The 22,873-nt window shown below is 53.6% G+C and carries 18 protein-coding genes; 13 read left to right on the forward strand and 5 right to left on the reverse strand.

Going from position 1 to position 22,873, the window contains the following annotated elements; genetic code table 11:
• Positions 1-12: 12 nt before the first annotated feature.
• The gene (locus OEL83_06870; protein MDK9706758.1) at positions 13-828 is read right to left on the reverse strand and encodes a fused MFS/spermidine synthase; all 816 of its coding nucleotides are present in this window, start codon (positions 826-828) and stop codon (positions 13-15) included.
• A 387-nt stretch (positions 829-1,215) separates the two neighbouring features.
• Between OEL83_06870 and OEL83_06875 the strand changes: the two genes are divergently transcribed.
• Positions 1,216-1,599, forward strand: coding sequence for a response regulator (locus OEL83_06875; GenBank protein MDK9706759.1), 384 nt, complete (start codon positions 1,216-1,218; stop codon positions 1,597-1,599).
• Positions 1,600-1,650: 51 nt separating this feature from the next.
• A complete protein-coding gene (locus OEL83_06880) occupies positions 1,651-2,802 on the forward strand; it encodes an MFS transporter (protein ID MDK9706760.1) in 1,152 nt (383 codons plus the stop codon).
• Positions 2,803-2,827: 25 nt separating this feature from the next.
• On the opposite strand, the gene OEL83_06885 is transcribed toward OEL83_06880, so the two are convergent.
• Positions 2,828-4,225: an MATE family efflux transporter gene (locus OEL83_06885; GenBank protein MDK9706761.1), complete on the reverse strand. Its 1,398-nt coding sequence runs from the start codon at positions 4,223-4,225 to the stop codon at positions 2,828-2,830.
• A 103-nt stretch (positions 4,226-4,328) separates the two neighbouring features.
• Between OEL83_06885 and OEL83_06890 the strand changes: the two genes are divergently transcribed.
• Entirely contained in the window at positions 4,329-5,237 is a 909-nt protein-coding gene (locus OEL83_06890) for a nitroreductase family protein (GenBank protein MDK9706762.1), read from the forward strand.
• A 101-nt stretch (positions 5,238-5,338) separates the two neighbouring features.
• Entirely contained in the window at positions 5,339-5,731 is a 393-nt protein-coding gene (locus OEL83_06895) for a hypothetical protein (GenBank protein ID MDK9706763.1), read from the forward strand.
• A gap of 59 nt (positions 5,732-5,790) precedes the next feature.
• Here the strand turns inward: OEL83_06895 and OEL83_06900 are convergent, their stop codons facing one another.
• Positions 5,791-6,678 carry an HDOD domain-containing protein gene (locus OEL83_06900; protein MDK9706764.1) on the reverse strand — a complete coding sequence of 296 codons (888 nt, stop codon included), beginning with the start codon at positions 6,676-6,678 and terminating at the stop codon, positions 5,791-5,793.
• Positions 6,679-7,024: 346 nt separating this feature from the next.
• Between OEL83_06900 and OEL83_06905 the strand changes: the two genes are divergently transcribed.
• Together OEL83_06905 and OEL83_06910 are read left to right on the forward strand one after the other, a co-directional pair.
• Positions 7,025-7,567 (forward strand): DUF3060 domain-containing protein, encoded by a 543-nt coding sequence (locus OEL83_06905; protein MDK9706765.1) that lies wholly within the window; start codon positions 7,025-7,027, stop codon positions 7,565-7,567.
• A gap of 13 nt (positions 7,568-7,580) precedes the next feature.
• On the forward strand, positions 7,581-8,540 hold the full coding sequence (locus OEL83_06910; GenBank protein MDK9706766.1) for a metallophosphoesterase: 960 nt from the start codon (positions 7,581-7,583) through the stop codon (positions 8,538-8,540).
• A gap of 33 nt (positions 8,541-8,573) precedes the next feature.
• Here OEL83_06910 and OEL83_06915 read toward each other — a convergent pair whose 3' ends face one another.
• Entirely contained in the window at positions 8,574-10,343 is a 1,770-nt protein-coding gene (locus OEL83_06915; protein ID MDK9706767.1) for a PAS domain S-box protein, read from the reverse strand.
• 202 nt (positions 10,344-10,545) lie between these two features.
• Between OEL83_06915 and OEL83_06920 the strand changes: the two genes are divergently transcribed.
• The 7 genes from OEL83_06920 (at position 10,546) to OEL83_06950 (ending at position 21,904) form a co-directional block, all read left to right on the forward strand.
• Positions 10,546-13,620 (forward strand): cache domain-containing protein, encoded by a 3,075-nt coding sequence (locus OEL83_06920; GenBank protein MDK9706768.1) that lies wholly within the window; start codon positions 10,546-10,548, stop codon positions 13,618-13,620.
• Positions 13,621-13,757: 137 nt separating this feature from the next.
• Entirely contained in the window at positions 13,758-14,546 is a 789-nt protein-coding gene (locus OEL83_06925; protein ID MDK9706769.1) for a PEP-CTERM sorting domain-containing protein, read from the forward strand.
• Positions 14,547-15,140: 594 nt separating this feature from the next.
• Positions 15,141-16,538: a malonyl-CoA decarboxylase gene (locus OEL83_06930; GenBank protein ID MDK9706770.1), complete on the forward strand. Its 1,398-nt coding sequence runs from the start codon at positions 15,141-15,143 to the stop codon at positions 16,536-16,538.
• Between the two features lie 261 nt (positions 16,539-16,799).
• Positions 16,800-17,783, forward strand: coding sequence for a hypothetical protein (locus OEL83_06935; protein ID MDK9706771.1), 984 nt, complete (start codon positions 16,800-16,802; stop codon positions 17,781-17,783).
• 641 nt (positions 17,784-18,424) lie between these two features.
• Positions 18,425-18,649, forward strand: a complete 225-nt coding sequence (locus OEL83_06940) for a BrnA antitoxin family protein (protein ID MDK9706772.1) — start codon at positions 18,425-18,427, stop codon at positions 18,647-18,649.
• A 602-nt stretch (positions 18,650-19,251) separates the two neighbouring features.
• Positions 19,252-20,241, forward strand: a complete 990-nt coding sequence (selD, locus tag OEL83_06945) for a selenide, water dikinase SelD (GenBank protein MDK9706773.1) — start codon at positions 19,252-19,254, stop codon at positions 20,239-20,241.
• A gap of 229 nt (positions 20,242-20,470) precedes the next feature.
• Positions 20,471-21,904: a NapC/NirT family cytochrome c gene (locus tag OEL83_06950; protein MDK9706774.1), complete on the forward strand. Its 1,434-nt coding sequence runs from the start codon at positions 20,471-20,473 to the stop codon at positions 21,902-21,904.
• A gap of 122 nt (positions 21,905-22,026) precedes the next feature.
• On the opposite strand, the gene pstB is transcribed toward OEL83_06950, so the two are convergent.
• Positions 22,027-22,845, reverse strand: coding sequence for a phosphate ABC transporter ATP-binding protein PstB (gene pstB, locus OEL83_06955; GenBank protein MDK9706775.1), 819 nt, complete (start codon positions 22,843-22,845; stop codon positions 22,027-22,029).
• Positions 22,846-22,873: the final 28 nt, after the last annotated feature.

Raw genomic sequence — 22,873 nt, forward strand, 5'->3', positions numbered from 1 at the left:
CAGGGGCAGGTCCTACCTCCCCCCGGCGGCATCACGCCAGAAGGCCAGCAGCCTTTGCGACAGGCTCAGGTTGTTGGCCCTGGCGACGCCCGCCACCTCCTTGAAATCAATCTGATAACGGCTGGCCAATTTGTTCAGATCCTTGTCCTTTCTGGCAAGGAGCCGCCAGGGGATGGGGCCGGTCATCGCCAGGGCGACGATATTGCCCCGCTGGGGAACGGGCAGGTACAGGGCATCGGCAAAATGGCCGGCAATTAGGGCCTTGATGTCCCGGTAGCGGGGCGCATCGCTGCTCCAGAGATTGCAGCTCATTACTCCGCCGTTTTTCAGCCGTGCCGAGCAGGCAGCAAAAAATTGCGCCGAATAGATGGTCGGCGCCATACCCTGATCATCAAAGGCATCGACCAGGATGAGGTCGTAACTTTTGTTGACTGTGTCCTGTAGAAATTCCAGGCCATCCTGGCAGTGGAGGACGATCTGCTCGCTTTCCCTGAGGCGGAAATAGCCCTGCGCCAGGGCGAGGATATGCGGCGAAGAGTCGACGCCATCGATGTAACAGCCAGGAAAATGGTGGGAGTAAAAACGGACCAATGAGCCGGCCCCGATGCCGACAATAAGGATATCCCGAGGATCCGGTTGGAGGAGGAGGCTTGCCGCCATATACTGGGTGTAGGGAAGAATCAGGGTCTGGGGGGAGGATAAGGACATCCGGCTCTGCAGATGTTCGGAAGCGAAATACAGCGAGCGGTGATCGCCATTGTCCAGTATTTCCACCAGATACCCATTCACCTTCTTCTTATAAACCGAAAAGCCCGGAGCAGATGACATGGTAAAGGTGTGCAGTTGTAGTGCCGCATGGCGGATGGCGGCTGGAAATTAATATTTGAGAAAATCTTGCCAACCTAACTATATTACTTCTCCCGGCAATGGCTGTCAAAAAGACAAGGTCGCACTATCCGGCAGGAGGATTATTTTTTTCCAAACTCTTTTTAGGTCACAGCATTTCACCAGTTAATTTCTTGACTGAAGATATGCTGTTTTGGCATACTAAAAGTTGAGTTGAGCAGCTTGTCTGCTCATACGAAACTTATGCCCTTGCGGTATATAGCTGAGTTGAGCAGCTTGTCTACTCATACGAAACTTATGCCCTTGCGGTATAAGCGAGGCGGGAAAAACCTGCCGCAATGTTCCAGAGAATCGGAGGCCCCCTTGCAGATGGATGAAACAAAAAAGAAAATCCTCGTCATGGATGACGAGGATATGGTTGGCGAAATCGCCTGCCAGCTGCTCCGCTATCTCGGTTTTGATGCCGTATGGGTGGCCAGCGGCGAGGAAGCCATTGAAGAATTCACCAAACAAAAAAATGCAGGAAACGGCTACTCGGCAATAATCATGGATCTCACTATTCCCGGGGGAATGGGCGGCAGGGAAGCCGTAGTGGCGATCCTTGCCATTGACCCACTGGCCAAGGTCTTCGTCTCCAGCGGTTATGCCAATGATCCAATCATGATCAATTGCCAGGAGTACGGCTTTGCCGGTGCTATCGCCAAACCCTTTGACCTCGCCGCCCTGAAGCAGACTTTCGGTGTCTTGTCATAATTTCCAGCCGGTGCCACAGGCTGGGTCCTTGGTTTTCCCACGAGTAGTCCTGTGACTGATTCCACCAGCAAATTCATCTACTTTGCGACAATTGTAACCTTCTGTTCGCTGTATGCGGCGCAACCTATCCAGCCGCTGTTTAAGAGCGAATTTCATCTGAGCAACTTCCAGGCCATCCTCTTTACCACCCTGATGATGGCGCCGCTTGGCATCGCCCCTCTTTTGTACGGCTATATTCTTGAATCCTTCTCCGCCAAGGTGATGCTCCGTTCGGCGCTGCTTGCCCTCGGCATCCTTGAACTGTTCTTTGCCACCGCCGACAACTATTTCACCCTCCTTGCCCTGCGTGGCGTTCAGGGCCTGATGATCCCGGCAATTCTGACGGCGCTCATGACCTATATCAGCTACACCTCGCCAAAAGAAAAGGTCCAGCATGCGATTGCCGTCTATATCGCCGCAACCATTGTCGGCGGCTTTCTCGGCCGCTTCTTGTCCGGGCTGTTTACCGATCTTTTTGGCTGGCGTTTCTTTTTCTTCATCCTTGGTTTGCTCCTCATGCTCAACAGTTACCTGCTTCGGGACATGGCCAGAGACGCCAAGCTGCAGTACGCCCGGCCAAAGCTTGCAGAGATTGCCGCCCTGCTCCGGGCAAGGCCATTTATATGGCTCTATGTTTCGATTTTTTGCCTGTTTTTTGTCTTTGCCGCCCTGATGAACTTTTTGCCCTTCGAGCTGAAACAGATCAATCCCGCCTCCCGGGAAACCGGGGTGGGGCTTCTGTATCTGGGGTACAGCATGGGGTTGCTGGTTTCTCTCAATACCCGGCGGATCACCAGCTTCTTTGGCGGTGAGGCGGGGGCCATTTCCGCCGGCATCCTGATCTTTGCCCTGGGTACCCTGTGTTTTATGGTGGAACAGTATCTGGTGATGTTTGCCGCTATGTTTGTCTTCTGTGCCGGTCTCTTTACCGCCCACTCCCTGCTGTCCGGTCTTGTCAACAAGCTCGCCGTCGACAACAAGGCCATTGCCAACGGCCTGTATATCTCCTTTTACTATACCGGCGGCACCCTCGGCTCGGTGTTGCCGGGCGCGGTGTTTCAGCGTTACGGCTGGCAGGCCTTTCTCCTCCAGCTTCTTATTATGATCGGTCTTGCCTTCTTCTTTTCCCGGCAATTGCGGGGCGTGGCCGGCGAGGGGAAGTAGGCCCTTAAAGTCATCCTGCAAGAATCTAGGCCTTGTCAACATCCTCAATAACCAGCATCTTTTTCCATACCCCATGGCGGACCCGCAGGGCGGAGAGGATAAAGAGGCAGGTGACGAAGAACAGCACCCACAGCCAGGCGGTTACCACGCCGATCTGCATGTATTCAATGCCGATATAGACCGGCAGGATCAGGCAGGTGGGCGAGATTATGGCAATGGCCAGCATCATGAAGCGGGTGTCGCCGGCGCCGCGCAGGGTGCCGCTGAAGACCATGTACAGGGCATCGAAAAACAGGTAGGCGGCGACGATCTGCAGCAGCGGATGGCTGAAGGCCAGCACCGCCTGATGGGTAGCGGAATCCTTGCCGGCGGCAAGAAAGGGCGCAAGGACGAAGTCGGGGGCAAAGAGAAAAAGCAGATCCATGGCCAGGATATAGAGCATCAGCATCCGGCTGCCGCTCCTTACGTAGGTGGCGGCAAGGCCGGGATTACCGCGGCCCAGGGCCTGACCGACGAGGATGCTCATCCCCTGGGAAACGCCCGCTGAGGGCATGAAGGCCAAGGCGTTGATGGACATGACGATGTTGGTTGCCGCCAGCTCGGCCAGGCCGATGCGGCCAACAAGAAGAATAAAGAAGGTAAAGGCGAGGATATCCATGGTAAACTGCAGGGAGCCGGGGATTCCAAAACGCATCAGTCTGGTGAAGATCTCCTTGTCGAAGCGGTAAGAGGTGAAGACCCCGAAGCGGCGGTTATTGGCCTTGGTAAAGATCAGGCCAGCGAGACAGATGACGTTCACCGCCCAGGATGCCACCATGGAGATGGCAGCGCCCCGGATGCCAAGCTCGGGCATGCCCCAGCGGCCAAAGATCAGGGCGTAATCAAGGGGGATGTGGACGATGACCCCGAGGAAGGTGATCAACATCACCGGCCTGGTGATTCCCCGCCCGGCATAAAAGGTGGCAAGGGTGGCCATCGCCACATGCAGCACCGCGCCCTGACAGAGAACGGAAAAATAGATCTCCTCAAGCGCCTGCACCCCCGGCGGATGCCCGGCGAGGGCAAAGAGCGGTTTTGCGGCAAAGATCCCCAGCAGATAGAGAATAAGGCCGGAGGCAAGGGTGAAATACATCCCCTGCCACAAAACGCAGCCGATCTTCTGGTGGTCACCCCGGCCAGTGTACTGGGCGATAAAGACCCCGGCATAGCTGCCGACGCCGCCAAAAAAGGCGATGGGCAGATAGGAGGTGATACCGGCGGGCAGGGCGGCGGAGATCGCGTCGATGCTGTAATTGGCAAGAAAGATTCGGTCGATGAACTCCATCACCGTGGTCGCTGAAAGACTGATGACCAGTGGCAGGCAGACGTGCAGCACCTCACGGTAGCGGCGGTCTCGGCTCGGAATTTTTGGGGAAGAACTCATTGGCAGGCGTGATACGGTTAAATTTCAGTCAAGGGATGGCGTCCCGGCAGGACTGTGGTGTTCTTACACCACCTGCAAAACAAAGGATAGCGAGAAGATGCTCATGCAACAGGTAATCATCAATCGGCAAGACTGCACGGGTTGCGGCATCTGCGTGGAAATTTGCCCGTACCAGGCGATACGCCTTGAGGACGGCACGGCGGTGCACAATGGCATTGCCTGCTTTCTCTGCGGCCATTGCCAGGCCGCTTGTCCACAGGGGGCGATCGCTATTCCCGGCCTGCAGGTGCTCCTTGGCCTTGCAACCATCGCCGAAAAAGCGGAGGTGCTGCCGCCGGGTACCATCCAAACGGCAGACCTCGTCACCCTGATGCGGTCGCGCCGCTCCTGCCGGAAATACCAGGAAAAGTCCGTGCCGCTGGAAGTACTTACCGATCTGGTAAAAATCGGCACCACCGCACCCTCCGGCACCAATAGCCAGGGGTGGAATTTTATTATCTTACCGAGCCGTGACGACCTCCTCGTTCTTGGCGGCCTGGTGAGTGACTTTTACCGAGGTCTGAACAAGATGGCGGCAAACCCCGTGCTGCGCGGCCTGGTCAAAGTCTTCGGCGGCGATAGCCTTGGCCGCTATTACCGTAACTATTACGACTCGGTAGCCAAGGCCCTCAAAGAATGGGACGAAGACGGTACGGACCGGCTCTTCCATGGCGCGGCGGCTGCTATCCTCGTCACCGGCCGGAGAGAGGCCAGTTGTCCGGCGGAAGATGCCCTGCTTGCCACCCAGAATATCCTCCTTGCCGCCCATGCCATGGGGCTTGGCAGCTGTCTTATCGGCTTTGCCGTCGAGGCCTTGCGGCGCAACAAATCCATGCGCCGGCAACTAGCGATTCCGGCAGATGAGGTGGTCTACAGCGTCATCGCCCTAGGCTTTCCGGCGGTTGTCTATCAACATCCGGCTGGTCGCAAGGCTGTCGAGCCCAGAGTCCTGCACCTGACAAAGATGCCCTGATAATCGTTCTTGGAAGTTCGGCACTTGCACTGCCCGAAAAATAGCTTATATAGGAATGACAGGATGATAGGGAGAACACTCGGTGACGGGAGGGGACGGCCATGGACTCGACAAAGCAGCTAACAGTTATACTCTACTCCTTTGGCTATAAATATGGCCCGCCCTTTGATGTCAATCTGCTCTGGGATGTGCGTTTTCTCCCCAACCCTTACTGGGTTCCCGAATTGCGGCCAAAAGACGGCAGGGATCCCGAGGTTGCCGGACACGTAGTGGCGAGTGCCGCCGGCCAGGCCTTTCTGCAGCATCTCGCACCCCTGTTACAATTCCTCATCAAAGAAAATCTGGCCGCCGACAAGAAGACCCTGCGGATCGCCATCGGTTGCACCGGCGGCCGCCATCGATCGGTTGCCGTCACTGAAGAGGTTGCGGCAATACTCCGTGATCTGCCGGTGCGGTTGACCGTCTTCCACCGCGATATTGCCAGAGAAGCATAGCCGGGTCCCTCCGTTTAAAACCCGGCCTTCCCCTCCGCCATCTCAGCCGGCCATCGCAGCTACAGGGCGAGGATATCGAGAATACCGTTGCCGTTTTCCCGGTCTATCTTCACCCAGGCAAACAACGATTCCAGGGTAATATCCTCCCACGGGAGCTGCAGGCCCCGCCATTGCTCGAAAAATCCGGGCAGGCTTGAGTCGAGGGCAGCCTTCAGGACGTATTCGTCCGGTTTTTCCGGGAGGAGGTGCATATGGGCAAGAAAGTCAGCCAGTTGGATCACCAGGGGATATTCCTGGAGCTGTCCGGGAGTCCCCGTGGGATGGTGATGGCGCAGGGCGATGATGAGGTTGTCGGGAAACTGCCAGTGTTGCAGCAGGCGACTGCCAACCAGGTCGTGGGTGGTGGAAAAAACTGCCTTTTCTTTTGCCAGTAGATCTTTTGTAGTAATCCCTGTGAGCCATTGGGCGGTGTCGTAGCGTTTGCCGAAGGCGAGAAGCATGGCGAGTTTGCCGATATCGTGCAGTAGGCCGGCGGCAAAGAATTGGCCGGAGGGTAGCCCCAGATATTCGCCGATAATCCTCGCCGCCAATCCGCAGGTAAAAGAGTGATCCCAGAAGGCGTTGAGGTCGTGCTCGCAGGTCTTGAAGATCGGTAGCAAGACCTGCACGGCAGCCTTGGCGAGGACAATATTTTGCACTTCATTGAAGCCGAGATAGGCGACAGCCGTCTCCAGAGAGTCGACTTTTTTCGACCGTCCGTATAAGGCCGAATTGGCAATTTTCAGCACGGCGACACACATGGTCTGATCAGGGAGAATTGCCTTTACCAGATCATTGGCCGAGCTGTCCGGATTGCTGGTCACCGTCAGGACATTGGTCACGGTCACCGGCAGCGGCGGGAGGCTTTCGAGCTGCTGCTCAATTGATATGGGTTTTGGCTCGTTCATGGAGGGTGTCCGTACAAGGGAAATTCAGTTGTGAAAAGGGGCTCAGTCCTTTTGCGCTTTTGCGGCTGATTGCCGTGCATCTGCCTGAGGGGCAGCTTTCTGAACAAAGAATAAGGCATTTCCCGGTGATGTGCAATTTTTCTCCTGTCCGCTTCGAGTATCGAATAACAGGAGTCAGACGGTCAACGTCCTGATACGGCAGCTGTAATGTTGGGGTAGTCCACCGGGATGTGCAGTCTCTGGTTATCCTTGCAACAGTACTTGTGTAAAGGGTCACAACGGCGTATTTTATTGCTTGTTACAGATGCTCTCTGTTCCACCAAAATCTTGCTATGGGAGAAGGCCTATGAAATCATTGATTGTTGTTGCAGGCGGGATAACCTTGATGGCCGCGTGTACAGTTTTTGCGGCGGACAATGCGGTGATCAGTCTCCCCGGCCTGGAAATTCGCGCCGACGGCAGCATGTCGGCGCCGGGCGTGGAGATCGGCCCGAACGGCAGCGTTCAGGTGCCGGGAGGGGCGACGGGCCAGGGCAAGGGCAGTGCCGCCGGGGGAGTTGCCATTGATTCGAGCGGGCGGGTACAGACCCCCGGGGTGGTCATTGAAGGCGGCAGCGGTGGTGACGGCGATGTTATCATCACCTCGGACGGCAGCACCATCAACACCTCGGTCTCCAAACAGAACCTGTTTGTCAAGGGCAGCGACAACAAGCTGAATGGCGCCGGGCACGTCCTCACCCTCTCGGTCAACGGCAACAAGAATACCATCGAGCTGCGGGACAAGGTCGACCGGGTGGTGGTGACCGGCAACGATAACAGCATCACCTTCCCTAATCGTGACGCACGGATTGAAGACTCCGGCAAAGGCAATGTTTTTCCGAAGAAATAGCTAGGTGGGCGGTATGCAGAGGGGGGCGACGATACCGAGGACGGGGGCTGGCAGGTTCGGCTGGGTGCTGGCCTTCTTGCTTTTTCTCGCCGGTTGTGCTGGTGGACCGGGGGGCGACTCACCGGTGGTTCAGCAGCCTGCCGGCAAGGGCGAGCCCTTTGTCCTGTGGATGCTATCCGACATCCAGGCCAAAACAGCGGAGGAACGGCAGGCCTTCGAAAAGACCATCGATGATGTCAACGCCCAGGTGCCCCGGGTCGATATGGGAGTTATCGCCGGTGACCTTATGGCATCGCGCAGCCGGGATGAGGCATTTTCCTGGTTCCTGAATACCCGCAACCGCTCAAAGGCCCGCCACTGGTTTGAGCTTGCCGGCAACCACGATGCCCGGTCGCAGCCACTCTTTAATCACTATTTTCCCCGGCCCGCCGCCTATGGGGTGGAGTTCGGCAATGTCCTCGTGCTCCTGCTGGCCGATACGGTCGCCAGTTCGGCAACCGAGATCTCCGATGCGGCCTTTGCCTGGTGGCGGGATATGGTGCTCGGCAATCAGCAGCGGATCATCATCACCGTAAGCCATGCCCAACTGGAAGAAAGCGGCCTCCTCGGCTCGTCCATCGCCGATCGGCGGATAGACAGATCGGCGCGTTTTGAAGATGTCCTGCGGCATGCGCGGGTCGATGTCTGGGCCTCCGGTCATTGCCACCTGCCGCACTGGCTGCCGGCAACGGTGAGCATTCAGGAGGAACTCGGCGGCACCTGCTTTATCAATGTCAGCGCCATTCAGCCCGGGATGCTCATGGACAGCCAGTCACGGCTGTTCTTTTTTACCGAAGACTCCGACACGCTGCTCATCCGCTCCCGCAACCACACTGCCGGACGGTTTCAAGAGGGGCGGGACGTGGTCATCCGCCTGTCGAAACCCTTTGTCCGGGGCGAAAAGGAGCCGCGGGTCATAAGCGGCCCCAGGTAAGATTTCCTGGGCGGCGGACAGTGTCTTGCCAGTTTATTGCGGATTCCCGTCAAAAACCTCTCTGATCTTGGCGGCAAGTTCTTTCTTGGTGAAGGGCTTTTGGATGAAGTTCACCCCCTCATCAAGTACGCCGTGGTGGGCAATGACGTTGGAGGTATAGCCGGACATGAATATCAGCTTCAGATCCGGGTGGAGACCCACGACCTGCTTGGCCAGCTCCCGCCCGTTCATTTCCGGCATGATCACATCGGTCATCAGCAGATGAATCTTTCCGGCGTACTCCCCTGCCAGGCGGATCGCCTCTCCGGCAGTGGCTGCGGGAAGGACCGTGTAGCCCTGCAGGCTAAGCATTGTCATGGTCATCTTGAGGATAGCCGGTTCATCCTCGACCAGCAGGATGGTTTCATTGCCCCGGGCATCCTGAAGGAGGGCATCGCTCTTTATCGACAGCTCGTCGCCGGCGATGTGCCGGGGCAGGTAGATTTTGAAGGAGGAGCCTTTATTCGGCTCGCTGTAGACGTTGATGAAGCCGTGATTTTGTTTAACAATGCCATAGACCGTGGCAAGGCCGAGCCCGGTCCCCCGGCCGATTTCCTTGGTGGTGTAAAACGGCTCGAAAAGGTGGGAAATCGTTTCGGGGGGCATGCCGCAACCGCTGTCGCTGACCACAAGGACGACATATTCGCCGGGATAACAATCGCTGTGGAGGGTGCAGTCGGCATCGTCGATGGCGACGGTGGTGGTCTCGATGGTAACCTTGCCGGTGTCGCCGATGGCGTCCCGGGCATTGATACAGAGGTTGGCGAGGACCTGGTCGATCTGGGTGGGGTCCATCTTGATCAGCCAGGGGCTTGGGCCCGGCAGCCAGGCCAGCTCAATGTTTTCGCCGATCAGCCGCTTGAGCATTTTGAGCATGCCGCCTACCGTCTCATTGAGGTCAAGGACCTTGGGTGCCACTGTTTGTTTGCGGGCAAAGGCCAGGAGTTGCCGGGTCAGGTCGGCGGAACGGCCGGCCGCCTTGCCGATCTCCCGGAGATCGGCGAAAACCGGGTGGTCCGGACCCAATCGATCCTGGGTCATCTCGGCGTAGCCAAGAATCACACTGAGCATATTATTGAAGTCGTGGGCAACGCCGCCGGCCAGGCGTCCCACCGTTTCCATCTTCTGGGCCTGGGTCAGCTGCAGCTGCAGTCTTTGATTTTCTTCATCGGCCTTTTTGTGTTCGGTAATGTCCCGGACGCTGGCAATGATCCCATTTATCGCCGGTTCATCGAGAAAACTCTGGGAGACGGCCTCGAAGTAGACCCATTCGCGGGTTTTGTGGATATGTCGGAATTGGACGGTGACGGTTCGTTCAGGATGGTCGACGGCTTCCTGCCAGGCGTCAGTAACCAGGGGGAGGTCGTCCGGGTGAATGAGCAAGTCGAGCGATTTCCCGATTAATTCTTCAACCGGATAGCCGCTGATTCTCTCGGCTGCCGGGCTGGCGTACCTTTGACGGCCGTCGGCATTGAATATCACCAGGCAGTCCGAGGAATTTTTGACAAGAAGGCGCAGCCTTTCCTCGCTTGCGCGAAGTGCCGATATCGATTGTTTGATTTTGCTGTCCAGCCGGGCAATGAGAAAATAGAGGAGGACGGAGGTGGTGATGATGTACAGCAGCCCCTTGAAAATCGCCAACTTGGTCATGATCGCCGGATCATGAACCAGCCAGCTGAGAGCCGTATCGGAAAAATAGATCCAGGCGCTGCCGAACAGGGCGTAGATGATGACGATCTTACAGATTTCCCAGTGTTTGCTCATCTTCGGCAGCTGTCTCCAAAGGCCTGTAAGGGTTGGCGGACGACTTCTTCCTGGCTCAGCATAAGGGATCGGATGCATTTTGTAAATCAGCAAGCAACAAATCCGCGAACGCAGCGAATTTGCATTCATCTCAATGTTATGCGATACTACTTCGTCGTAACATTTCTCAGAAACGCCCTTTCTTTACAAGTTTGATGGCAACATGTCGTTACTAAAGCAAATTTCAGAAAGCTTTCGCTTTCGCATCGTATCCTCGTTTTTGCTGGTGTTGCTCCCCGCCCTGATCGTATTGGCTGTCGCGGTGCAGTATTTTTTCATACCTTCAATGCGACAGGGAGTGAAAGAGGAACTTGCCAATTCGACCCGGGTGCTGACCGGATCCATGCGGGCCAGTGCCGGTGCCTTAATCCGTAATCACCTCAAGGCAATTGCCGAAAAGAACCGGGAAATCGCCGGCCAGCACCTCTCTTTAGTTGATCAGGGATTGCTGACTCGCGAGGAGGCCGTCAAACGGCTGCGGGCTATTTTTCTCAGCCAACAAATCGGCAGCTCGGGATACATCTACTGTCTCGACCACAATGGCAATGTCCCCATCCATCCCAACAAAGATGTGGAAAACACCGACGTTACCGGTTTCCAGTTTGTTCGTGAACAGCTGAAGCGTAAGGAGGGCTATATTGAATATGACTGGCAGAATCCAGGTGAGCAGTCAGCTCGTCCAAAGGCGCTGTATATGGTGTATTTCGAACCTCTGGATTGGATAATATCTGTTTCAAGTTACCGGGCTGAATTTAACGAACTCCTCGATTTGCAAGATTTTCGTGATGCGGTTACCTCTCTCAAGTTTGGCAAAAGCGGCTACGCATATGTTTTCAACAAAGAGGGTAAGGTGTTGTTGCACCCGGTGCTGGGGTATTTGACGGATCTGTCAACGATCGATGCGGCTACCGAAAGCCTAAAACCTATGCTTACCCAGGATTCAGGTATTGTCGAATATGAATGGCGCAACCCTGAAGAACCGCAAGCCCGCAAAAAGATAGCAGTATTTGAAAGCGTGCCGGAATATGGCTGGATAGTTGTCTCCTCCGCCTATCTCGAAGAGGTGATGGCCCCCGTGGATTTGATTGTCCGTTTGGGATACATCGCCATGCTTGCTGTTGTTGCGGCTGTTGGTCTTGCCACGTTTCTGCTGAGTGGCCGTTTGAGCCGGCCGATTGATGCGATGCTGCATCAGTTAGACGACAACACCAAAAGTGGTATCCATAAACCGCTGCCAACGCAGTCGAATGATGAAATTGGCAGATTGGCCCAAGAATTCAACAATTTTTTCACAGTCATACATTCGCAAGGCGAGCAGCTGCGTAAGGAAAGGGAGCGGTATCAAAGTCTTTTTGAAACCAGCCCGGACGCGGTCTTTCTCATGCAAGGAATGAAGATAATTGATTGTAATCCAGCAACTTGTGAAATTTTTGCAGGAACCAGGGAGGCGATTCTCGGCCGTAGTGTTGTTGATCTTTCCCCGCCTTTCCAAGGAGATAATATAAGCTCAGCATTGCTTGCTGAAAAAATTACCGGGCAGCTTCCGGAGAAACGCCTCCAGGCCTTTGACTGGGTTCATAAAACGGTGGACGGCCGGCTCTTCGATGCGGAGGTGCGATTAAAACCCTTCGGCGACGACGATGATGAAATGTTGATGGTGGCCTTTGTGCGCGATATCACCAAGCGAAAACGGGCTGAAGAGGCACTGCTGCTCACCCAGTTTATCTTTGACAAGGCCTCGGTCGGCATCTTTAGAAGTGGCGCGGATGCCCGGATTTTAAATGTAAACGAACAGGCCTGCAAAAGTCTTGGATATACCCGGGAAGAACTCTGCCAGCTGTCGCTCTTTGATATCGATCCGGCCCTGTCGCCGGAGACCTTTAAGGGACTGAGGGAAAAGAGGGTCGAGCACAGTGTAGTGGAGTTTGAGTCCTTGCACCGCAGCAAAAATGGCTACGTCTTCCCCGTCCATATAAGCTCAAATCTCCTGGAATACCAAGGTGAGCAATTCTCCATCTCTTTTGTCCGCGATATCACCGAAGAAAAAAACAATGAAAAGCAGAAAGCGATCATGGAAGCACATCTGCAGCAGGCCCAGAGAATGGAGGCACTCGGGACCCTGGCGGGAGGGGTCGCCCATGATTTCAACAACATTCTTACCGCCATCATCGGCTATACCGATTTAACCAAGCTTGCCAGCCATGACAACCCACAGATACAGGCGTATCTGGTGCAGCTGCAATCGGCCAGCTTGCGCGCCAAGAATCTCGTCAAACAGATACTGAGTTTCAGCAAGCAAGGCAACCTTGAGAAACGGCCGATAGATATCAGCCAGGTTCTGCATGAGGCACTCGATCTGTTTAAAGGGTCGATTCCCTCGGGTATAGAACTCCATCAACATATACAGGCTGATTTAGGTACCGTTATTGCGAATGAAACGCAGATCCATCAGGTCATAATGAACCTCTGCACCAATGCCTGCCACGCAATGGGCAAAGGTGGCGGGCGATTGGAGATCGATCTTGTCCCGGTGAGCATTACCGACAGGGATGCAATAAATTACCCGGATCTCACCACCGGGCAATACCTGAAACTTGTGGTGATTGATACCGGGCATGGCATCACCGCCGATGATCTTGCCAATATATTTGAACCGTACTTCACTACAAAACCGATGGGCGAGGGGACCGGTTTGGGCCTTTCGACGGTCCACGGGATCGTCAAGGACCATGGCGGAGGCATAAAGGTCTACAGTGAGGTGCATGTCGGAACCACCTTCCAGATCTTTCTGCCGCTCGTCGAGTCTGAGTCCGAGACTTCGCTCTTGTCCGAAAGTGAACTGCTGCGAGGGACCGAAACCATCCTCTATGTCGATGACGAAAAATATCTGATCGATTTGGGCAAAGAATTGCTGGAGGGTCTTGGCTATACGGTAGAAACCAGGGCGAGTTCGCTTGACGCCTGGGAGGCCTTTCAGGTGCATCCGGGAAAATATGATCTGGTCATCACCGACATGACCATGCCGCAACTGTCAGGCATGGAGCTTGCGATGAAGATTTTGGAAATTCAACCGGATATGCTGGTAATTCTCTGCACCGGCTTCAGCACCCGACTAAACGCCGAGAGACTGAAAGGCATTGGTGTTAAAAAAGTCTTAATGAAACCGGTTACTCTCATGGAATTATCGGTGGCCGTTCGCGAGGTGCTGGATGAGGCGAAGGGGGGCCATACAGGTTAAGAACTGTCTGTCCTTGCCACGAGCGGATGGTTTCTGGCTTTCTGGGGAAATATTCGTTGCAATCATCGCCGTTCACTGCATATATATCGGCTGATAAAACTGCGCAGTTGCAAGGGATATGAAAGGAGGCCGGCATCTTGAATCTACAGCGATCGATATTTACAAACCTCATCACAGTTCCAACTTTCATTTGTTGTTTTAGTTGCCTGGCCTTTGGGCTGAGCGACAATTTCAACGACAACACCCTTGGCTCCTATTGGACACTGTTTGAGGATAGCCATAGCACCCTCCGCCTTGCAGAACAAAACAATCGCCTTGAGGTGATTGCCAATGCGCCTTTGTCATTCTCGACCGATGCAATCTATTTAAGTAATGGTCTCAACGGCTTCCAGCTTTCAACCGATCACGACTTTTCGATATCGATTGATTACAGCTATACCGGTGCAGCGGTACTGGGCAGCGGCTTTTTCGACGCAATCTCTCTTGTCCTGGGTGTCGGGCGCGATCTTGATGGAACGGATTCGGCCGCTATTGGGGTTGCCCGGACCTATTTCAACACCCTGAACAGCGTTGCAGCGTATCGAACCGATGACGATCAAACCATAGCACCAATCGGTTTCGTACAACAATCAAGCGGCACGATGTTCGTTTCCTATGATGCTGCAAATGATGATCTTTTCCTCGGACTGATGGGCGGCGACTCTTTCACCTTGGCAGATACCGTCATCGGCAAATGGAATGCATCCTCCCTGTGGGTTTCATTTGGCGCCCGCGGTAATGGAGCGACGCTGGTATCCGGCAATGCCTCACTCGACAATTTTCAAATAACCGAAGGGGATGTAAACGCAGTCCCCGAACCGGCCACTTCCACACTGTTTCTTGCCGCTGGCGCGGTATGCCTGTGGCGACGATTTCGCAAAGTCTGACAGAATCAACAGAACCGACCCTTTGAAGTCAGGCGGATTATTCAGAACCCCTCCCTTGGGTCTGAAAAAAGGCGATTTGAAGGGTGTTTTTGTTCATAAATTCAATCTTCAAAACCAAATGTATCTTCTTGCTTATCACCTTATCAAGGAGGAAATCCTTGAGCTTATTATGCTGGGACCTCACGGAAATTATTACAGAGATCTGAAAACGTATCTAAAAATTTGATAATTTTGGGATTACAACCAGTTCAGCCTGAGCGTGGGAAGGCCCAGTTGTCAAGTCTAACCCAGCTCTCAGCTCTGACCCATACCTGATACATCCGCTAGTATCAAGAATACTAAGTCTCATTTGAAGTTTCCCCTGGCACAAGGGAAACACGATTTGGCTTCTGTATCTGGTAGCAGCGACGATGTGTTGGGCTATATTCTCAATCCCCTCTCTAGGCGAAGAGATGTTTCTTGCCAAATTTGGACATAAAAGGATACGATGATGATTGTAAAGGCAAAAGACTTGATCATCAAACGTGATTGATTCGAGTCAGCATATTAAGCGATGTCACGTCGCCTCACCTTCACCTGATCATCACCGATTGCATGTTCGAAAGAGATGAGCCCTTATGGGATAAAACCTTACGACGAATACGTCTGATCTGGCCTCTTGGTGATCAATCCGGTTCGCAAAATTATTTTGATCCCGATCTGCCGGCCAGTGATCTGCAAAAACTGCGAGAAAAAATTGACGCATGCCTTGAAGGACGGGGCGGGGAGGTTTCCGCACGGACAAGGGCCGCGGAACTGGGCGAAACATACCTCTCCCTCAATGCCCAGGGTCGTCAAAGATTTCTTGAACTCCTTGCCAGGGAATACGATGTTGATAATGCTGCGGTAGAAGCGGCTATCAACGCTCGGTTAAAAGATTCGGAGACGGAGGGTTGGCGGCGGACGAATCATACGTTACGTAATCTCCTCACCCCGCCGCGAACGCATCTCCTTAAACAATTCAATGGATTGCGAGAGGGCGTTAAATTTCTCGTTGACCTCCGGGCCGAACTCTTGCCGCTTGCCACCTCCGATCCGGCACTCAAGTCTCTTGATCAAGATATTCTCAGTCTCCTGTCTTCATGGTTCGATGTCGGTTTTCTTGATCTGCAGCGTATAACCTGGGACACTCCTGCGGTAATTCTTGAAAAGTTGATAAAATATGAGGCGGTTCATGAGATACGATCCTGGCAGGATTTAAAAAATCGGCTGCGCGAAGATAGGCGTTGTTATGCGTACTTTCACCCTCGCATGCCACAGGAACCACTTATTTTTGTCGAAATTGCCCTAGTCAATGGCATAGCCGCAAATATTCATGACCTCCTTGATGAAGGAAAGACAGCACTCCCACCGCAAAAGGCGGACTGTGCCATTTTTTACTCTATTTCTAACTGTCAGACCGGTCTCGCCGGTGTAGGATTTGGCAATTTTCTAATTAAAAATGTGGTCAAGGATCTAAGCGCTAAACTGCCAAACCTTAAAACCTTTTCAACACTTTCACCGATCCCCGGTTTTCTCGCCTATCTTCGCCAACATCCGGATGAAGTGGTTCTGACAGAAAAGGAGAAAAAGTCCCTGAATGAAATTGCTGGTGTAACCGATGCAAAAGAGTTTTTTCTTGCAGCCTTGGACAACATCAAAGAGCATCTGGCGGAAGGCAACACATCTCCCTTAAAACCCATTCTGCTTCGGCTTTGTGCACGGTATCTTCTTTCCGCCAAGAAAGGTCGCCAGGCCTTTGATAGGGTGAGCCATTTCCACTTGTCAAATGGCGCAAAAATTGAGCGGATCAATTGGGCGGCCGACCTTTCCGAAAAAGGTATAAGCCAATCGGCAGGAATGATGGTGAATTATCTGTATCATCTTTCCCTTATAGAGAAGAACCATGAGGAGTACACAGGCAACGGTGAAATCGCAGCTTCTTCGGCAGTAAGCAAAATGGCCAAATCCTAATTGTTTCAGTAAACATTCTTTTCGGCCATCTTCCTTTACATACGGGCGACAACCTGTGGTACAGCGATGACTGCGGCAGTGTGAATCTGGAGTTCAGGGACATACTGCAAACAGCCCTGTGGAGAAATTTAAAGAGGGTCAGTGCGGTAAAGAGGGTCAGGGTAAAGAGGGTCAGTAAAGAGAGCCAGAGTCGATTTAGATTTTGCAGTAAATAAAATTTTTAATTTGACTCTGACCCCATAAGCAAAGAGGTGTAAGCGAATGAACATTGATACTATCAAATCTGAAAATGCAGAGTTCATTCTTGCACGCCTCCGCCTCGCGCAAGCCCTCCTCGAAGAATCCGACCATTTAGTTGGTAACTCAGGATATAACCATTCGAGCGACAGATGGTGGCTTCACCCAAGACACGAACGTGAAGCGCTTGTTGCTTACTTATTACTGACATGTTTTGATCGGCTTGGTCAGGTAAGAAGATTTATGACACATTCAGACTGGCTAAAGAGCAAGAAAACACAACACATAGCCGAGCGAAGCAAAGCATTAGACTGCTTACCGACGAACGCCACTCCCGTAGAAGCCGCATGTGCGCTTGCAGACGAGTACCAATCGCTTTATGGGGTGCGAAATGCGTTTTGCAACGGCATCGATAGCCTTCCCGAGGAGGGGAGAAAACGGTTGTTTTCTAGCATACGCCTTGTGTTTCGTCCGGAGTTTATGGAGCATGGTTCTAATGTAAGCACGCGTGCATGCCCGCTTGAGGATGTGAAGTTAGAGAGGGAATTGCAAGTCAAGCACCTGTACAAAAAACGAAACCAATTCACACATCGTCTTGACCAGTTCCAAATGTCGTCGACACCGATGGTGTCCGATTCGAAAATTCCAAATGGATCATCGTGGGTTGTTGAGATCACAGATGAAAAGTTGTTCTATTGGGGCGTTCACCAGGAACATGAGCCGGTGGAAACTGGTGGTGCATACGTCTATACGATTATCGGTTGGCCATTTGTATTGTTCGAGGTGCTTTATGATGCTATCGGACTTCCATTTGAACGAACTTCGATCAAGCTAAGATTTCACGTTAAATTCTTCTCAAGTGGAAGGCCAAACGTAGTTGGCTATAATGCGGTTGTTGAGCATCACCTCCTCAAGGACTTTCGCTCTCTTGCAAGGAATTTCTGGGCTGATATTGACGAGAGGGAGAGGCATCATCGGCCTCCTCCCGACAAAATCGACTCTAATTAATCGTTGCAAGGAACGCACCGCCTATTGGTGGCAAGCCCCTGAACTCAAACAGAAGTTTATGAAAATGCTTACCGACGATATTGCAAAGTACGTTCACGATTTGAAATGGAGTTTTCCATGCATCTCGAATGTATGGCTTGTGGGCTCTAACAATAGAGGGACATCAAATAAATATAGTTCTTTAGGGAATTCCAGGGACAGTTTACAGAACTATTATCAATTGCATGTAGCAAGGTTTTTCCCACTATGCTGGATGCACCACGTCACCTCGATACTCTTGATTAAATTCCAGCGCAAAAACCGATTGCTTGTTGAGTAGGATGTTGGAAACTATCATCCGGTCCGGCTAACCAATTGACGATCTTATTTAATGTGTATACATTAATTCCGTGAAAATCTAATTCGACTTAGCCAAGTCTGAAAAAATAGCGAGGAGCGGGACCTGCCGTTCAAGCGAGCCACTGACTTCGACTGGGAGACCGCAAAATACGCTGAGGATGATCGCAATACCTATCCTGAAACTCGGTTTGTAGCGGTCGGCTATCTGGATAAGAGACTGCATGTCCTCTGTTTCACTCCTGTGCCGGGTGGAGTTCGAATCATCAGTTTTCGCAAGGCAAACGACCGGGAGGCAAAAAGATATGGCAAAGCGATTACCATTGACTGACAATGACGGAGAGGTCAGGGAACTGACCAAGGTCGACCTCAAACAATTCAAGCCAGCAGCGGAAGTCCTACCGAAAAAACCGGTTCAGATCCGTCTCTCACCGGAGATCGTCTCGGCTTTCAAGGCCACCGGACGCGGCTGGCAGACCCGCATTAATGACGCCCTCCGCGACTGGCTGAAGGATCATCGGCCGGATTGATGAAGATATCCACTGCCGAGCATCTAATTTCCCTTGGCTGAGAAAGGTAATACTCACAAAAAGACATTGGAATAATTCAACAATAAGTGAAAATGACACTTAATTCCAACCAGAAAATGCACCGTATAAACCGGTGATTTTACCGTTCCTGCTCGTGTTTTAGTCATTTGTACAGAGTCTCACTTCAACCAAGGCAACGCATTCCACAATGTCCAACGAAAAAATGGACAATGGCTTGTGCGGAAACTTTAAAATCTACGCCTAGGCGACAATCCCCCTTTTCATCCTTCAAATCGATAATGGCGGACGGTAGTGTTCGAGAATTTCGAGAGCAGGGATATTACCCAGCCTTCCCCCTCGCCGATGTTTTTTCTTGCCGGTTTGCTGCATCTGCTTATTGTGGAATTTAGACAATAGTTATATCGTCATACCCCCATATCAAAGTGAATTTCGGTTACGAGCATACCGGTGATAAAAGGCATTGAGAATGACATATACCCGTTCTTTTTGCAGAGTTTTTATTTTCAGGAGATCGCACAATGCAGTTGTTTAAGAAAAAGACCCTGACGGGGCTCGCCAGAACCTGTGGCTGAGCGGCGAAAATTGGTCCGGCGGCTCTGTCGGACGCGCTCAAGGGTCTGAATTTTCAGCGGAATGAGAACCTCCTCGTCGGCATAGAGACCTCCGACGATGCGGCGGTATATAGACTCTCCGATGAGGTGGCGATGATCAACACCGTTGATTTCATCACCCCGCCGGTGGACGACCCATATTGGTTTGGCCAGATTTCCGCCGCCAATTCCATTTCCGATGTCTATTCGATGGGCGGCAAACCGCTCACCGCCCTCAACGTGGTGATGTTTCCTTCCAAGATGCTCGACATGGGCATCCTTCGCGAGATCCTGCGCGGCGGCAACGATAAGGTTGTTGAGGCCGGGGCCTGTCTGGTTGGCGGGCATAGCGTCGATGACAACGAACCGAAATACGGGCTGTGCGTCAATGGCATTGTCCACCCCGATCGCATCCTCACCAACGCTGCGGCCAAGCCGGGCGACGTGCTGATTCTCACCAAGCCCCTTGGTTCCGGGGTACTCTTTAATGCCACCCGGGCGAAAAAGTTCAGCCTGAAGGAACTTGAGGCCCATGTCCTGCCGGTCCTTGCCACCCTCAACGGCCCGGCGATGGAAAAGGCCCTGGCCTACGATATCCATGCCTGCACCGACGTCACCGGCTTCGGCCTGCTCGGCCACCTTCTTGAGATGGCCCTCGGCGCTGGGGTACACGGGATCATTGATTTTGCCAACCTGCCGTTTTATGACGGCGCCCTGGCCATGTACGAAAAAGGCCAGACCACCGGCAGCAACAAGGCCAATCGGGCCCTGGTGGCACGCTACCCCCTCTCTCTGCAAAGAACCCTCAGCAGGAGCCAGGAGGAGTTGCTCTACGATCCGCAGACCTCCGGCGGCTTGATGCTTGCCTTGCCAAAAGATCAGGCGGCACGGCTGCTTGCCGATCTGCATGGCGCAGGCATCGGATTTGCCGCAAAGATCGGCGAGATCGTTGCCGGGACACCGGGCTTGACGGTCAGGTAGTCGGCGGCGTGCCATAGCACTGCCTTCCTTCACTCTTCTAAGGGCGTACCCCGCGCCCTTACCTTTGCGCCTATCCCTTCACGAAATAGCTTGTCTCCCACCAAGAGAAGGATCTTCTTTTCTTCAGTAAAGTGCTGTATAAAGGGCCATTGGGATTTTTTATGCATGGCGGCGCATGCGCACGATGCAAGGCTTGAGAACGACGGCAACATACTGACGAGGAGGAACCATGGCCGAGAATACACCGGAGACTTCAGGGCAACAAGAGAATGGGGCGGAGAAGCTTTCTCTGCAGGAACAGATAGGTCTGTCGGCCAAGACACCGCTCGGCCTCTGCGGCATCGGACTGACCACCGCCTGTATTGTTCTGACCCTTCTCGGGGTCATAGCGCATATGTCGGGGATGGTCAGCAACCCCTATACGGCGATTGTCACCTTTCTGGTCTTTCCCGCCGGTATCATCTGCGGCCTTTTGCTCATCCCGCTTTCTGGATATTTCCGGCGGAAAAAGTGGTTTGGCGGCAACATCAACAAGGGCCATGTGGTCATCGATTTCAACAAGAAGAATCACCGGAAGACGATGGTCCTGCTCCTGGTGCTGTCGATTGTCAATGTCGTGGTCTTTTCCCTGCTGATGTATGAGGCCTACCATTTCGCCGAATCGGATTATTTCTGCGGCGCCATCTGCCATACGGTGATGATGCCCGAGTACACCGCCTATCAGCGTTCCCCGCATAGCAAGGTCGGCTGCGTTTCCTGTCATATCGGCTCCGGTGCCGAGTGGTTCGTCAAGGCGAAGATCTCTGGCTTGCGCCAGGTGAAGGGGGTCATCACCGGCGATTACAGCCGGCCGATAGCAACACCGGTTCATAACATGCGACCGGCCCACGACACCTGCGGCAGTTGTCATAATGCGGCGACCTTCCACGACAAAACCACCAAACAATTTGTCAGCTTTAAAAACGATTCCCAGGAAAAACCCCAGGTTCAGGATATTGCCCTGCATCTCGGCGGCAAAAATCCGGCGACAGGGACTTTCGAAGGCATCCACTGGCATGCCGACAAGAACCTGAAGATCGAATACCAGGTCCTTGACGAGAAGCGAACCTCCGTTGGCGATATCAAAGTAAGCAGGGCCGATGGTACGACCGAGACCTATATCGCTGACGGCAAAAGCGCCGAGGCCGGCAAGGCCCATTGGCGGACCATGGATTGTATCGATTGCCACAACCGGCCGACCCATATCTACGACGATCCGCAGGAAAGGGTGGACTTTGGGTTGAAAAGCAAGAAGATCGATCCGACCATTGCCGGTATCCGTGAAGACAGTCTGGAGGCGCTGAAGAAGGAATATAAATCCCGCGACGAGGCGAAAAAGCAGATCGGCGAGACCTTGATGGCCCTTCAGACCAAGCGGCACGGTGCGGAAGTCGTCACCAAAAACCAAAAGGCCCTGGCCGCCGCCTCGGCATTCTTGGTTGAAACCTATCTCGGCAATATCTGGCCGGATATGAAGATTACCTGGGGTGCCTACAAAAGCCACCTCGGCCATCAGGATGAGGGCGAAGGCTTTGGCTGCTTCCGCTGCCACGACGATGAGCATCAGACCAAGGACGGCAAGGCGATTTCCCAGAGCTGTGATCTGTGCCACGACGAGCCGTAATGGGATGAGTTGCCGGAGTTGACAGGCTTCGGCAGAACGCAGAAAAAGAAAAGGGGGCAGGCAATGAAAATTGCCTGCCCCCTTTGTCGTTTATAGCCGTAGCTGGCGCTATCGGGTGGCGATCAACCGAAGCGGCCGGTGATATAGTCCTCGGTCAGTTTGTGGCCGGGATTGGTAAAGATCTTGTCGGTCGGCCCGACCTCGATCAAATCGCCGAGGTGGAAATAGGCGGTGCGCTGCGACACCCGCGATGCCTGCTGCATGGCGTGGGTGACGATGACGATGGAATACTGGGTACGCAGTTCGGCAATCAGCTCTTCGATCTTGGCGGTGGCGATGGGGTCGAGGGCGGAGCAGGGCTCGTCCATGAGGATGACCTCCGGGCTGACGGCAATGGCCCGGGCGATGCACAGCCGCTGCTGCTGCCCGCCGGAAAGGCCGGTGCCGGGTTCGCGCAGCCGATCCTTGACTTCCTCCCACAGGCCTGCCTTGATCAGCGAGGTCTCGACGATCTCGTCGAGTTCGGTTTTATCCCTGGTCAGCCCATGAATGCGCGGACCGTAAGCGACGTTGTCGTAGATTGATTTCGGGAAGGGGTTGGGCTTCTGGAAGACCATGCCGACCCTTGCCCGTAGCGGCACAACATCAACGGAGGGATGGTAGATATCGGCGCCGTCGAGGCAGATCTCGCCTTCGACCCGGCAGGCGGAGACGGTGTCGTTCATTCTGTTCAGGCAGCGTAAGAAGGTCGATTTGCCGCAGCCGGAGGGACCGATCATCGCCAGAACCTGATTTTGGCCGACATCGATGCTGACTTTTTTAATCGCCTGCTTTTCGCCGTAATAGACATCGACATCGCGGCAGGTCATCCGTGGGTTTTCGACAAAGGGGCTGCCGACCGTCTTTCTGTCGACAGGGCGGGCGAAGATCCGCTCTTCCATCTCGGCAAGGTCGTTTCCCCTGAGCCCG

Origin of the sequence: Desulforhopalus sp. (genome assembly GCA_030247675.1) — a bacterium.
In the GTDB taxonomy this organism is placed as follows: domain Bacteria; phylum Desulfobacterota; class Desulfobulbia; order Desulfobulbales; family Desulfocapsaceae; genus Desulforhopalus_A.